Genomic DNA, 13,552 nt, shown 5'->3' on the forward strand with positions numbered 1-13,552 from the left:
ATCCGAGCGCACCGCGATGGCCCGTGGTTTGCCGAACGCGGAAACCCGAACTACACTCGGTTTTTATCGCCGGGATGCCGCATCCCGATCCCCCATCGAACACGCCATCACAATGTCCGTGCGGCCGTGCGATGAAACGATTCATAGGAGAGTCACACGTGTCAGGTTCACCCCTCACCCCGCGCACCAGGAACCCCTGGTTCGTCGCCACCGTCGCCGGCATGGCGTCCTTCCTCGACGCCGGCGCGATCGCGGGAACCTCCACCGCCCTCGTGCTCTTCCAGGAGAAGTTCGCGCTCGGCCCGGTCGAGATCGGTCAGCTCTCCGCGCTCCTCACCGTGATGATCGCGATCGGCGCGTTCACCGGTGGCCGACTCGGGGACCGCTACGGCCGCCGTCGCGTGTTCATCGTCACGATGATCCTCTTCGCGATCGGCGCACTCGTGCTCACGCTGGCCGTCGCGACGCCGATGCTCTACGTCGGCATCATCCTGCTGGGCTTCGCGGCCGGCGCCGACCTCCCGGTCTCGATGGCGATGATCGCCGAGAGCGCCCCGGAAGGGAAGCGCGGCAAGATGATCACCTTCTCGCACGTGCTCTGGATGACCGGGGTGTTCGCGGTGATCCTCATCGGCATCTTCGCCGGTGGCCTGGGCGACCTCGGCGCCCGCATCCTCTACGGTTTCCTGTTCGTCGTCGCCGTCATCGTGCTCGTGCTCCGCGCCGGCCTGCCGGAGTCGAGGGAGTGGACCGAGGCGAAGACGGCGAGCACCACGACCGGCGAGCAGTTCGGCTCGCTCACAGCACTGTTCACCTCGCGCTACGTCGTGCCGCTCATCGGCACCGGTCTCTTCTACGCGATCGCGAACATCGCCGCGAACACCAACGGCCAGTTCAGCACCTACCTGTACGTCAACGTCGCGGGTGTCGACGTCTCGACCGCTTCGACGTTCAACCTCATCGCCTTCGCGTTCAGCTTCGGCGGCACGTTCGTCACCATGCGGATCGTGGACACGAAGTACCGCATGCCGGCGTTCATCGTCGCGTCGGTCATCTCCGTTGCGGCGTTCGCGATCCCCGCAAGCCTGGGCGTCGTCAGCTGGACGCTCGTGCTCATGTCGATCCTGTACTCGATCGGCGGCGCGCTCGCCGGCGAGCCGATGTACAAGGTGTGGTCACAGGAGCTCTTCCCGACGACCTTCCGCTCCAGCGCGCAGGGCATCACGATCGCGTTCACCCGCGTGGTCGCCGCAGCCATCGCGCTCGTCACACCACAGATCATCCTCGGCGGCCCGCAGGCGCTGTTCGCGTTCCTCATCACCACGACGATCGCCTCGTGTCTCATCGGCATCCTGTGGTTGGCTCGCATCAAGCGTGCGCCTGCGACGACGTCGATCGCCACGACGGCCCTCGACCACGACCCCCAGCCGCAGCACTGACCACCCCAGCATCCACCCTCGACCCCGCAACGACGCAGAGACAGGATCGTCATGACCGCTTCGCCGACGCCCACACGCCCCCGCATCGAACACCACGAGGACGGCCGACTCGGCATCGGTGAACGGACGCCACGTCTGTCCTGGCGCGTGACGGACGCCGATCCCGGATATGTGCAGCAGGCGTACCGGGTGGAGGTCTCGGTCGGGATCGCCGGCGCCGAACCCGAGGTGTCGGTCCACGAGGTCCTCGGGACGGCGGGCGCGGAGCAGGTGCTCGTCGAGTGGCCGGCACGCCCGCTGTCGTCCCGCGAGCAGATCAGTGTTCGAGTCGCGGTCGACGGGGGCTCCGGCTGGGGCGATTGGAGCGAGCCGGCCACCGCCGAGCTCGGCCTCCTGGATGCGACGGACTGGCAGGGCTCCTTCGTCGGCGGCGCGTGGGAGGAGGACCCGGACACCGACCGGCGTCCGAGCCGGGTCCGTGCCGAGTTCGAGCTGCCCGAGGGCATCGTGTCCGCTCGCCTGTACCTCACGGCGCACGGTGTCGCCGAGGCGGAGGTCAACGGCGTGCGCATCGGCGACGAAGCCCTGACCCCGGGCTGGACGAGCTACGACCACCGACTCCGGTACGCCGCGTTCGATGTGACCGAGCGGCTCGTGCCCGGCGCGAACGCGATTGGCGTCTGGCTCGGCGACGGCTGGTACCGCGGCCGCATCGGTTTCGAGGGCGGCAAACGCAACGTCTACGGCGAAGACCTGTCCGCGCTCGTGCAGCTCGAGGTCACCACCGCCGACGGCGAGCGCACGATCATCACGAGCGATGCGTCGTGGTCGGCCGGTTTCGGCCCGATCACCCTCACCGGGCTCTACGACGGCGAGACCTTCGACGCCCGCTTGCACGACGCCGAGTGGTCGACCGCCGGCTTCGACGCCGACGGGTGGTCACCGGTGCGCACCATCGAGACCGACGCGTCGCGGTTCGTGTCGCCGATGGGGCCTCCAGTCCGCGCGGTGGAGGAGATCGAACCCGTCGACGTGGTGGCGAAGGGCGACGGGCGCTTCCTGCTCGACTTCGGCCAGAACCACTCCGGTCGACTGCGCCTGCGACTCGACGCCCCGGCCGGCCACACGGTCACGCTGCGGCATGCCGAGGTGCTGCAGGACGGCGAGATCTACACCCGGACGCTGCGCCAGGCCGCCGCGACGGACGTGCTCATCAGCGCCGGCGACCCCATCGAGTGGGAGCCGCGCTTCACCATCCACGGCTACCGCTATGCCGAGGTCGACGGTTGGCCCGGCGAACTCACCGCTGGCGACGTCGTGTCACGCGTCTACCACTCGGACATGGAGCGTCGTGGTTGGTTCCGCAGCTCGAACGCCGCGGTGAACCGCCTCCACGAGAACACGCTGTGGAGCCTGCGTGGGAACTTCGTGGACCTCCCGACCGACTGCCCGCAGCGTGACGAACGCCTCGGCTGGACGGGTGACATCCAGGTGTTCGCGCCGACCGCGTCGTTCCTCTACGACGTGTCCGGGTTCCTCGGCTCGTGGTTGCAGGATCTGGAGGCAGAGCAGCGCGCCCTCGGCACCGTGCCGGTCTTCGTGCCCTACATCTTCCTCGGCTTCTGGGGCGAGATGGTGAAGCACCCGATGGCGGTCTGGGGTGACGCGGCCGTCCTCACCCCGGACGTCCTGCACCAGCGGACGGGCGACGTCGGCATCCTGCGCCGTCAGTATGCGAGCGCCGTCGCCTGGATCGACGAGGTCGAGGAGGCGACGGGCCCAGGGCGCATCGTCGACAACTCGATGCAGCTGGGCGACTGGCTCGACCCAGCAGCGCCGGCCGACAAGCCGTTCGAGGCGCTGACCGCGCCGGACCTCGTCGCGACCGCGTACTTCGCGTTCTCCGCGGGACGGTTGGCGGCGATCGCCGAGCTCCTCGGTGAGCACGCCGACGCGACCAGGTTCACCACGCTGGCCGCCGAGGTCAGGGAGCGGTTCGTCTCCCGATACCTGATGCCCGACGGTCGAGCGACGAGCGACACCCAGACGGCGTACTCGCTCATCTCGATGCTCGACCTCTACCCTGACGCGCGCAGCCGTGAGCTCGGTGACGCCAGACTCGCCGAGCTCGTTCGGGAGTCGAACGGGCACATCTCCACGGGCTTCGCGGGGACGCCGGTCGTCTCCGATGCGCTCACGCGCGGTGGGAAGCTCGACGAGGCGTACCTGCAGCTACTGCAGGACGGCAATCCGTCGTGGTTGTATCCCGTCTCGATGGGTGCGACGACCATCTGGGAGCGGTGGGACAGCATGCTTCCGGATGGTTCGGTGAACCCGGGCGACATGACGAGCTTCAACCACTACGCGCTCGGGGCGGTCGCCGACTGGCTGCACCGGGTCGTGGCGGGGCTGGCGCCGGCTGCTCCGGGTTACCGTGCGATCCGGTTCGAGCCGCGGCCCGGTGGTGGGTTCACGTCTGCCGGGGCGACGCATCTGACGCCCTACGGCGAGGCTTCCGTCGACTGGTCGATCGCCGACGCCACCCTCTCGACGACGGTCACGGTGCCGTTCGGGACGACGGCGGTCGTCGCACTTCCCGGTCTCCCTGAGGTCGAGGTCGGCCCGGGCACCCACACCTACGCAACACCCGTCGTCTGACTCGAGCCGTCGTGGCCGATGCCAGCGCGGTGCGCTCAGGCGAGCGCGCACCGCGCTGGCGCAGGACGACACGGACGACGCACCGATCAGCTCACGGGCGGGCCTCGTGCAGGTCGCGCTGCTTGATGATGCGATCCGGGTTCGCCGGACGCATGCCGACGATGATCTTGCCGCGGGCGTGCAGGCGTTCGAGATCCTCGAAGGCGTCGATGATCAGATCGAAGGGATAGAACGCCGACACGACGACGTGCAACGCGTGATCCGAGGTGAACTCCGCCAGCCGCTGCAACTGACTCGTCGCGTGCGCTGCGAACTCGTCGTCGGGGTCGAGCGCCGCGAGTTCGATGCGCTTGCGGTCCTCGCTGGATCGATAGAGGTGCGGTTCGACGCCCAGTTCGTACGCCAGCTGCTGGCCGTCCTGGCCGAAGTTGTCGATGAACGCCGTGACACCGCCCGGCGCCGCTTTCCGGATGCGCTCCGCCATCCCTTCGCCGTAGACGATCGGCGTGATCCCCTGCTCGCGCAGGAAGTCACGGTTGCGCTCTCCACACGTGCCGATCACCCGAACCCCGGCGAACGCCGCCAGCTGCGCTTCGATGTTCCCGACGCCGCCCGCCGCTGCCGAGATCACGAGGGTGTCACCCTTCGAGAGGTGCAGGCCGTCAAGGGTGTCGAGCGCGGTGAGCCCCGCGAGATACAGGCCGCCGGCTTCCTCCCAGTCGACGCGCTTGGGTTTCCGCACGATCGACGTCGCGGGCACCACGACCTGCGTCGAGTGCGCCCCGCGAACGGCATGCCCGATGATCTCGTCGCCACGCTTCCAACCCGTGACACCGGCTCCGACCTCACGGATCAACCCCGCGAAGTCGCTGCCCTGCCCGGTGGGGAGCTTCAGCGGCAAGGTCTCGGCGAGGTGTCCCTGGCGGACGAACGCCTCGATGTGGTTGACGCTGCTCGCCAGGACGTCGACGACGACCTCGCCCCCTCTCGGATGCGGGATCTCGGACTCGACGAACTCGAGGACCTCAGGGCCGCCGTAGCGTGCGTAGCGGATGGACTTCATCGTCTGCTTCGAACCGAACATGGTTCATCATCTCTCCACAGGTCGCTAGTCAGACGAACTATCAGCCAGCTTCCAGGTTTCTGGGCGCGCGTTCCGCTCAGTCGAAGAGCTCGCTGAGCCAGTTCTCCTTCTTGCGCTTGCGCGAACGGTCGTCGCCGTAACCGCGGTCGCCGTAGCCACCCCGCGAGCGGTCATCGCCGTAGCGCTGCTCACCGTAGGGGCGATCGTCGCCCCGCTGACCGTACGCGGGAGCCGCCGGCGCGACCGGCGCAGCAGGCGCCACGGGAGCGGTCGCCATCGACCGGTCGATGATCTTGTCGAGCTCGCCGCGGTCGAGCCAGACGCCTCGGCAGCTCGGGCAGTAGTCGATCTCGATGCCGCTGCGCTCGGACATGACGAGCTGGGCGCCGTCGATGGGACAGTTCATGGGGAGGTCTCCTCGGTCGTTGACCTCTCGACGCTACCGAGTGTTCGTTTGTGTAACCTGACAGCGCCCGCTCGCCCACCTTCGGGCGAACGGGCGCTGACCCGCCCGAAGACGGGCGAACGGACCGGCTCGTGGACGGGCGTCGCGTTACCCCTTCACCGCACCGGCGGTCAGTCCCTGCACGATGTACCGGCTCGCGAAGGCGAACAGCACCATCGTCGGCACGATCGTCAGCACCGCGGCCGCCGACATGGAGCCCCAGTCGATGTTGTAGCTCGTGATGAAGCCGTTGAGTGCCGTCGGGATCGTCTTGTTCGCGTCACTGTTGATGAGTGTCACCGAGAGGAACAGCTCGTTCCAACAGTTCACGAAGTTGAAGATGAACGCCGCGACGATGCCGGGCTTCAGCACCGGGACGAGCACCCGGAACAGCGCACCGAACCGTGAGCAACCGTCGATCATCGCCGCCTCCTCGAGCGCATCGGGGATGTTCTCGAAGAAGCCGCGCAACATGACGGTGCAGAACGGGATGCACACCGCGATGTAGATGAGGATGAGGCCGAAACGGTTATCGACCAGCTTCAGCTGGGTCATCAGCAGGTACAGCGGCCCGAGGGCGATGAACGACGGGATCATCTGCGTCGCGAGGAACGCCAGGAGGATCGCTCCCTTGCTCCGGAACTCGAACCGGGCCAGCACGTACGCGGACAGCATCGAGATGAACGTCGCGACGACCGCCGCGACCGTCGCCACGATGAGACTGTTGACGACATAGGTGCCGAACTGCGCCTTGCTGAACAGGCCCAGGTAGTTCTCGATCGAGAACACCTCCGGCCAGTACGTCAGCGGGTAGGAGAAGATCGCACCGGGCTTCTTGAACGAGGTGACGACGATCCAGTACAGCGGGAACACCGTGATGACGAGCCACAGCCCGAGGAAGAGGAACTTGATCGCCTTGGCGCGCGAGGTCTCCTTGTCGATCATGCCTTCACCTTCTTCTCACGCATGGACAGCAGGTAGAACGCGGTGAACACGAGCAGGATCGCGACGACGATGAGCCCGATCGCGGACGCCCGCCCATAGTCGCCGCGCTGGGTGGTCGCGATCATCCACGTCGTGAGGATGTGCGTCTGGTTCGCGGGCCCACCGCCCGTCATGCCGTAGATGATGTCGGGGAAGTTGAAGATCCAGATGACCCGGAGCAGCACGGTGAGTGCGAGCGTCGTGCGGATGTACGGGATCGTGATCTGGAACAGCATTCGCGCCTTGCCGGCACCGTCGAGCGCGGCGGCCTCGAAGAGGTCCTCCGGCACCGACTGGAGCGCGGCGAGGATCATGATCGCGAAGAAGGTGACGCCGTACCAGACGTTCGCGACGATGACGGCGAACATGGCGGTGTTCGGGTCGGCGAGCCACGGGATCGGGGTGTCGATCAGGCCGACCTTCTGGAGCAGGTCGTTGATGACACCGAACTCGCTGTTGAACATCCAGCGGAAGAGGATGCCGATGAGGAAGCCCGAGATGGCCCAGGGGAAGAAGATCATCGCCTGGTAGAGACCGCGGAAGCGGAACTTCCTGCGCAGCCAGAGTGCGATGCCGAAGCCGATGACGAACTGCGGGACGATCGACGCGACCACCCAGAGGACGGTGTTCGCGACGACCTTGCCGAAGGCGGGGTCGGCGAACACGGCGATGAAGTTGCCGAAACCGACCCAGGAGGTGTCGGTGAGGTTCGCCAGGTTCCAGTTGCGGAACGCCATCTGCGAACCGGCGATCATCGGGTAGTAGATGAAGACCGCGACGAAGAGGAACGCGGGGGCGAGGAAGGCGAGGAGGCCGAGGCCCCGGCGCACCGTGAAGGTGCGCCGGCGACGCCCGCCGGCGGTCCGGGAGGGACCGGCCGGAGGCACCGGGGTCGCCGGCTGCTGCCTGCGACCCGCCTCGTTCGTGGTGGTGGTCATGCAGGTGTCCCTACTCGCTCTTCCACTTCTCGGTCCAGTACTCGTCCCAGCTCGCGAGGAGCTCCTTCGGCGTCAGCTGGCCGATGAGCACCTGCTGGATCTCCGAGTCGGACTTCTGGACCCACTCCGTCCACCAGGACGAACCGCGCGGCTGCGTGACGCTCAGGTAGGTGTCGGGGGCCTCGTTCATGGTGACGTAGCTGGCCCACGGGCCGGTCTTGTAGAAGTCGCTCTCGGCGGCGCTCTTCACGATCGGGACGAGGCTGTTCTCCTGCGCGAAGGTGGTCGCCTGCTTGTCCTCGGAGAGGAACTCGATGAGCTTCGCGGCCTCGGCCTTGTGCTCGCTCGACGCCGCCGTGCCCCACCCGGCGGTCGCCATGGGCTGCGCGGCCTTGCCGGTCGGACCGGTCAGCAGCGGCGCGGTGCTCCACTGTTCGGCAGTGATCGCCTCGGACTGTTCGACGGTCGCGATGACCTCCGGGTCCTGCAGCAGGAACGCCGTGGAACCGTTGGAGAACCCCTCGACCATCTCGGGGTATCCCCAAGCGACGGACGACGGCGGCGAACCCTGCTTGAACAGGTCGAAGTAGGTGTTCAGGGCGTCGAGCGCTTCCGGAGCGGAGAAGATCGTGTCGCCGTTCTGCAGTTTGAACGCGTTCTCAGTGTCGAGGTCGTCGGCGACGTACGCCTCGATCGCGGCGACGACGTTGCTGTTCGCGTTGGTCCCGCCGCGGAAGGCGTACCCGAACTGGTTCTTCGACGGGTCCTGGATGGCCGACGCCTGCTCGAGCAGTTCGTCCCAGCTCGTGGGAGGACCGTCGAAGCCGGCCTCCTTCACGAGGTCGGTGCGGTAGAAGAGGCTCAGGCCGTAGAAGCCGTAGGGCACGTAGTAGACCTTGCCGTCCTCGCCCTTCGCGTACTTCACGGCGTTGTCGGTGAGGTCGTCCCAGCCCTTCCAGTCCTCGAGGGCCCCGCTCATGTCGTCGAGCCAGCCGTTGGTGGAGAACGGGCCGACGGTGATGTCGCGCACCTCGAGCACGTCGACGCCAGAGCCGGACTGCAGCATCTGCGTGATCTTCTGGTCGGCCTGATCGGTGGGCGGCGAGATCAACTCGACCGTGATCGTCGGGTTCTCCTTCTCGAAGTCGGCGATGAGCGACTTCAAGACCTCGGTCCGGGCGGGGTTGGTGAGGCTCTCGACCATCTGCAGGGTGACGGTGCCGTCGCGGGCGTCGCCGGAACAGGCCGATAGAGCCAGGCCGGTGACGATGGACAGGCCGATGGCGGCCGTTGCACGTGACTTCCTCATGCTCGCTTCTCCTTCGAGTGGTGCTGGGTGGGTGGCGTGGTGCTGTGGGTGGGGTGGGTGGTGCAGTGGGTGGGGTGGGTGCTGGTGGTGCTGGTGGGTCGTGCTCCCGGGAGGGAAGGCTGCTCAGCTCGTGGCCGCGCGCTCCGCCTGGGCCCATCGCGCGAGCACCGGGACGGCGTGCTCGGCGAAGTGTTCGAAGTCCTCGGGGGTGTTGTAGGCGTGGGTCGAGAGGCGCACGTAGCCGACGCCGTCGAGGCTCGTGAACGCACCCTCGATGCCGAGCTCAGCGGACACGCGGTCACGAAGGCCGTCGGCGGTCGCGTGCGTCGTCGCGAGGCCCGTCGGGAGCTTCACGAGGCGGAGCGCGTTGACGGGCATGCCGACGTCGACGTGGCTGTCCTCACCGGTGATCGCGGTGACGGCGTCGGCGACGACCTCGACGGCGTAGTCGGCGAGTTCCGTCATGTAGGCGCGCGTTCCATCCCAGCCCCAGGTGTCCTCGATGAAGCCCAGTGCGGTCGACGCCGCGAGGTAGCTCGTCACGTCGACCGTTCCCTGGGTGTCGAAGCGGTCCGGGAACGGCGCAGGGGCACCCCAGGAGTCGATGAGCGGATACAGCTCCTGCGCGAGTGGGCTGCGGGCGACGAGCACGGCGGTGCCGCGCGGCGCGCAGCCGAACTTGTGCAGGTTGCCGACCCAGAAGTCGCAGTCGAGGCCGTCCATCGGGTCGGTGTAGAGGCCGGGGACGTGGGCGGCGTCGACGAGGGTGGGGATACCGGCGGCGCGGGCGGTCGCCGCGATCTGCTGCACCGGCAGGAGGCGTGCGGTCGGTGAGGTGATCTGGTCCATGACGACGAGCGCGGTGCGGTCGCTGAACTCGGCGACGACGGCGTCGTGGGCGGTCTGCGCGTCCGCGCCGAGCGGCACGCGGGCCGTGCGGACGGTGCCACCCCAGCGACGGGCGAGGCGTTCGGCTCCCATCGTGACCGCACCGTAGCCGTGGTCGGTGACGACGATCTCGAGACCGGTGGAGACCGGGAGGCTGTTGAAGACGACGCTGGCGCCGGCGCTGGCGTTGGGGACGAGCGCGAGCGTGTCGGTCGATGCCCCGAGGAACTCCGCGATGCCGACGCGAGCGGCAGCGACCCTCGCTGGGAGCGCGGGGAACCAGGTGAGCGGGGCGGCCTCCATCTCGCGGCGCAGCGCCTGCTGACGCTCCTGCGCGACGATCGGGACGGCACCGAAGGAACCGTGGTTGATGTGACGCTTGCTCGGGTCGAGCGTCCAGGCGGCAGCAGCCGGTCGTCCGTCGCCGAGCGTGAGCGGGCGAGGCGCTGCAAGGGTGGTGCGAGTGTCCACAGTGACGTTCCTCCGAGTCGATTATGCAGTGGATTGTCCGATAACCATAGAGGCAACGTTTGATGACTTTGGTTTCCTGCGTGTTACAAGTGATCGAAACCGCGTCAATGTCCGCGAGTCATCGGATGAGTCTGCCGACCTCTCAGAATTCATCTGATGTCAGAGGCGCGACCCGGTCTTTCCGGGAACAGCCGCCGTGCCGCTACGATTGCGGGAAGAGTCCGCCTGAGAAGGAGCCGAATGTCAGCTGTCGACACCGCGTTCCACGGCCTGCGACACATGATCGCGTCCGGTCGACTCGTCGCCGGGCAACGCTTCCCCGCGGAGAGCGAGCTGTGCGACGAGCTCGGGGTCTCCCGCGGCTCGCTCCGCGAGGCGGTGCGGATGCTGGCGGCGCTCGGCATCATCGAGTCGCGGCATGGATCGGGCACCTACGTGTCGATGCTGCGGCCGGAGGAGATCATCGGCAGTCTGTCGTTGACGGTCGACCTCCTGCCGCTCGACGGCCTGTTGCAGATGTACGAGCTGCGCCGCGTGCTGGAGACGCACGCCGCCTCGCAGGCTGCCGCTCGGGCCGACGACGCCGTGCACACCGAGCTGATGTCGTTGATCGAGACCATGGAGCGCACCACCGACCCAGCCGAGTCGAGCGAGCTCGACCATCGATTCCACGAGCTGATCACGCGCACCGCGGGGAACGCGACGCTGACCGCCCTCCTCCAGGTGTTCCGTTCGCGCTCGCGTGCCTACGACGTCTTCAGCCTGCCGGATGGCGATGAGCTGCGTCGCGTGAGCAACCGGGGTCACCGTTCGATGACCGAGGCGATCATCGCGCGCGATCCGGTGGGCGCGGCGGGGGCGGCGTCGGCGCACGTCGCCCAGACCGAGGAGTGGCTTCGTGTCCTCCAACCCCCTGCGACCCGGTCGACCGACTGACCAGCCGGAGCGGTGGGTCCGTCCCCCGTTGCCAGCGCGATGCGCTGACGCGGCCGCGGGCCATGCGCGCGAGCGCTCCCCTCTGGAGACCCGCGCTCGCGCCAATCCCCCGCGCTGAAGCCGGTTGGCGGACATCCCGGCACAGCGACCCGCGCGGCTGCGCGTGAGCCCGCGCTCGGGTCAGCGCACCGCGCTGGCTCCCGACAGCACGGGCGTTCCGATGAGCGATTCGAGCTCAGTCCACAGGGCCGACGCCGTGGCGCCGTCGGTCGTGATCGCCGCCGGAGTCTGGCGGACCGCATCGCCCTTCGTCAACCAGCGGGGCCCGAAGAACCACCCTCCGTCGGCCGCCTCGTCGGTGAGCGCTCGCAGCGTCGGTTCCGCACCCCGCGCCTTGCTCTGCGCATAGACGGCCTGGAAGTTGTCGGCGAGACGCCTGCTCTTCGTGGGTTCGTTCACGCCCGGGACGCGTCGGTCGAGTCCGTTCACGGAGTACCCAGGGTGGGCGACCAACGCGCGCACCGTGCTGTGGGCATCAGCCAGTCGTCGGTCGAGCTCGAAGCCGAACGACGACAGTGCGATCTTCGACTGGGCGTACGCCTGCCAGCCGCTGTAGTCGTGCTGCAGCTGCAGGTCATCCGACCTGAACCGGACGAGCAACGTCGACAGGCTACCGAGGAGCACGATGCGCGGCGCGGTGTCATGGTCCGCCGCGGTCCGCTCGAGCACCGGGAGGGCTTCCGCGACGAGCGCCGCGTGTCCGAGCACGTTCGTCGCGAAGACGAGCTCGTTGCCGTCGACCGACTCGGCGCGCTGCTCGGGGAAGTGCACGATGCCGGCGTTCGCAACGAGACCGTCGAGGCGATGGAGTGTCGCGATCTGCTCGCCGGCCGCCCGCACGGACGCAAGCGAGGAGGTGTCGAGTGCGAGGTGACTGAGCTTCGCGTTCGGGACCTTGACGCGGATCGCGCGCATGGCCGCCTGGGCCTTCGTCGCGCTGCGGCAGCCGAGGACGACTTCGGCTCCGGCGCGGGCGAGTGCGAGGCTGGTCCAGAAACCGAGGCCGGCATTCGCACCGGTGACGAGCACGACCTTCCCGGTCTGATCGGGCAGGTCGGCGGCGTTCCAGGTCATGGATTCATGATGCCGCACGAGACTGAACAGCAGCTGTCGCATTGCGGACCCGTCACCTGGCGCACATCTCGGGCCTGGTCAGCGCGGTGCGCCAGTCCGAGCGCACCGCGCTGGCGACAGAGAACAGGTGACTCAGTGACCGCCGGCGAGACGCTCGTGGTGGTGGATGACCTCGGCGACGACGAAGTTGAACCACTTCTCGGCGAAGGCCGGATCGAGGTGCGACTCCTCAGCGAGGGCCCGCAGGCGCGTGATCTGCCGTTGCTCCCGAGCCGGGTCGCTCGCGGGCATCGCGTGCTCCGCCTTCAGCCGACCGACCTCCTGGGTGCACTTGAACCGCTCCGCCAACAGGTGGATGAGCGCCGCATCGATGTTGTCGATACTGCTGCGCAGGCTGCCGAGCCGCTCGGTCGGTGCGGTCGCGTCAGGCGCGACGGCGGGGACGGTGGACTCGGGGGTCTGCTCGGCCTGGCTCATGCGAAAACTCTAGCAATCGGAGCACCCCGCGCACCCTGCCGCCTCAGCCCGACCACCGGTCGCGGACGGCAGGAGCCGGCCGGCCTCGAGGTGGAGTCGCACGTCGGCGTCGGCCATCGCCACCGCGTCATGGGTGACCTCGACGACGACCGCGCCGCGATCCGCCTCCGCACGCAGCACCCGACGGATCGCCCGGGCTGCGACGCGGTCCAGTCCAACCGTCGGCTCGTCGAGCAGCACCACCTCCGCCTCCCGGGCGAGTGCTTGGGCGACCAGGACGCGCTGCCGTTCACCACCGGACAGCTCACCGAACGTGCGGGCGGCGAGATCGGCGACACCCAACCGATCGAGACTCTCGGAGACCACCCGGACGTCGTCGACGTCGAACCGCGACCACCACGATCGAAGCCGCGGCCAGCGTCCCATCGAGACCACCTCGCGCACCGTCACGGGGAAGTGCTCCGGTACCGCGCTGCGCTGCGGGACGAAGGCGAGCGAGCGACCCGACACGCCCTCGACGGCGCCACCGACGATCGGTTGCAGTCCGGCGATCGCGGACAGCAGTGTCGACTTCCCGGCCCCGTTCGCGCCGGTGATCGCCGTGATCGACGCCGACGGGATGTCGGCGGAGACACGGTGCAGCACGCGGGTGCCGGCATGGTGCGCGGACACGTCACGCACGTGGATCGACCCCGAGGGCGAGCGATCGGACGGCAGCGCTGCGGAGACGGAGATGGCGGAGGTCTTGGACACGTCACGACACTATCAATATTGAGAATCATTGTCATG

At 68.0% G+C, this 13,552-nt stretch carries 12 protein-coding genes; 3 read left to right on the top strand and 9 right to left on the bottom strand.

Annotated features, from left to right (window positions below; translation table 11 throughout):
• Positions 1 to 158 precede the first annotated feature (158 nt).
• The gene (locus KXS11_RS16010) at positions 159 to 1,439 is read left to right on the top strand and encodes an MFS transporter (RefSeq protein ID WP_437386622.1); all 1,281 of its coding nucleotides are present in this window, start codon (positions 159 to 161) and stop codon (positions 1,437 to 1,439) included.
• A gap of 51 nt (positions 1,440 to 1,490) precedes the next feature.
• Positions 1,491 to 4,097, top strand: a complete 2,607-nt coding sequence (locus KXS11_RS16015; RefSeq protein WP_437386623.1) for a family 78 glycoside hydrolase catalytic domain — start codon at positions 1,491 to 1,493, stop codon at positions 4,095 to 4,097.
• A 91-nt stretch (positions 4,098 to 4,188) separates the two neighbouring features.
• Here KXS11_RS16015 and KXS11_RS16020 read toward each other — a convergent pair whose 3' ends face one another.
• The 6 genes from KXS11_RS16020 to KXS11_RS16045 form a co-directional block, all read right to left on the bottom strand.
• Positions 4,189 to 5,181 (bottom strand): NADP-dependent oxidoreductase, encoded by a 993-nt coding sequence (locus KXS11_RS16020; RefSeq protein ID WP_437386624.1) that lies wholly within the window; start codon positions 5,179 to 5,181, stop codon positions 4,189 to 4,191.
• Positions 5,182 to 5,257: 76 nt separating this feature from the next.
• Positions 5,258 to 5,587 (bottom strand): zf-TFIIB domain-containing protein, encoded by a 330-nt coding sequence (locus KXS11_RS16025; RefSeq protein WP_437386625.1) that lies wholly within the window; start codon positions 5,585 to 5,587, stop codon positions 5,258 to 5,260.
• 147 nt (positions 5,588 to 5,734) lie between these two features.
• Complete coding sequence (locus KXS11_RS16030; protein ID WP_437386626.1) at positions 5,735 to 6,571, bottom strand: carbohydrate ABC transporter permease; 837 nt, start codon at positions 6,569 to 6,571, stop codon at positions 5,735 to 5,737.
• A complete protein-coding gene (locus KXS11_RS16035; RefSeq protein WP_437386627.1) occupies positions 6,568 to 7,548 on the bottom strand; it encodes a carbohydrate ABC transporter permease in 981 nt (326 codons plus the stop codon). The genes KXS11_RS16030 and KXS11_RS16035 overlap by 4 nt, the downstream gene beginning before the upstream one ends.
• A gap of 10 nt (positions 7,549 to 7,558) precedes the next feature.
• Entirely contained in the window at positions 7,559 to 8,857 is a 1,299-nt protein-coding gene (locus tag KXS11_RS16040; protein WP_437386628.1) for an ABC transporter substrate-binding protein, read from the bottom strand.
• 123 nt (positions 8,858 to 8,980) lie between these two features.
• The gene (locus KXS11_RS16045; protein WP_437386629.1) at positions 8,981 to 10,216 is read right to left on the bottom strand and encodes an aminotransferase class V-fold PLP-dependent enzyme; all 1,236 of its coding nucleotides are present in this window, start codon (positions 10,214 to 10,216) and stop codon (positions 8,981 to 8,983) included.
• Between the two features lie 240 nt (positions 10,217 to 10,456).
• Here KXS11_RS16045 and KXS11_RS16050 point away from each other — a divergent pair, with 240 nt between their 5' ends.
• On the top strand, positions 10,457 to 11,152 hold the full coding sequence (locus KXS11_RS16050) for a FadR/GntR family transcriptional regulator (RefSeq protein WP_437386630.1): 696 nt from the start codon (positions 10,457 to 10,459) through the stop codon (positions 11,150 to 11,152).
• Between the two features lie 180 nt (positions 11,153 to 11,332).
• On the opposite strand, the gene KXS11_RS16055 is transcribed toward KXS11_RS16050, so the two are convergent.
• The 3 genes from KXS11_RS16055 to aztA all read right to left on the bottom strand — a co-directional run bounded on the left by KXS11_RS16055 (position 11,333) and on the right by aztA (position 13,516).
• Entirely contained in the window at positions 11,333 to 12,286 is a 954-nt protein-coding gene (locus KXS11_RS16055) for an SDR family NAD(P)-dependent oxidoreductase (RefSeq protein WP_437386631.1), read from the bottom strand.
• A 132-nt stretch (positions 12,287 to 12,418) separates the two neighbouring features.
• Positions 12,419 to 12,763, bottom strand: coding sequence for a chorismate mutase (locus KXS11_RS16060; RefSeq protein WP_437386632.1), 345 nt, complete (start codon positions 12,761 to 12,763; stop codon positions 12,419 to 12,421).
• 9 nt (positions 12,764 to 12,772) lie between these two features.
• The gene (aztA, locus tag KXS11_RS16065; protein ID WP_437386633.1) at positions 12,773 to 13,516 is read right to left on the bottom strand and encodes a zinc ABC transporter ATP-binding protein AztA; all 744 of its coding nucleotides are present in this window, start codon (positions 13,514 to 13,516) and stop codon (positions 12,773 to 12,775) included.
• Positions 13,517 to 13,552 lie beyond the last annotated feature (36 nt).

This window comes from Plantibacter flavus, from assembly GCF_051487245.1.
GTDB lineage: Bacteria > Actinomycetota > Actinomycetes > Actinomycetales > Microbacteriaceae > Plantibacter > Plantibacter flavus_B.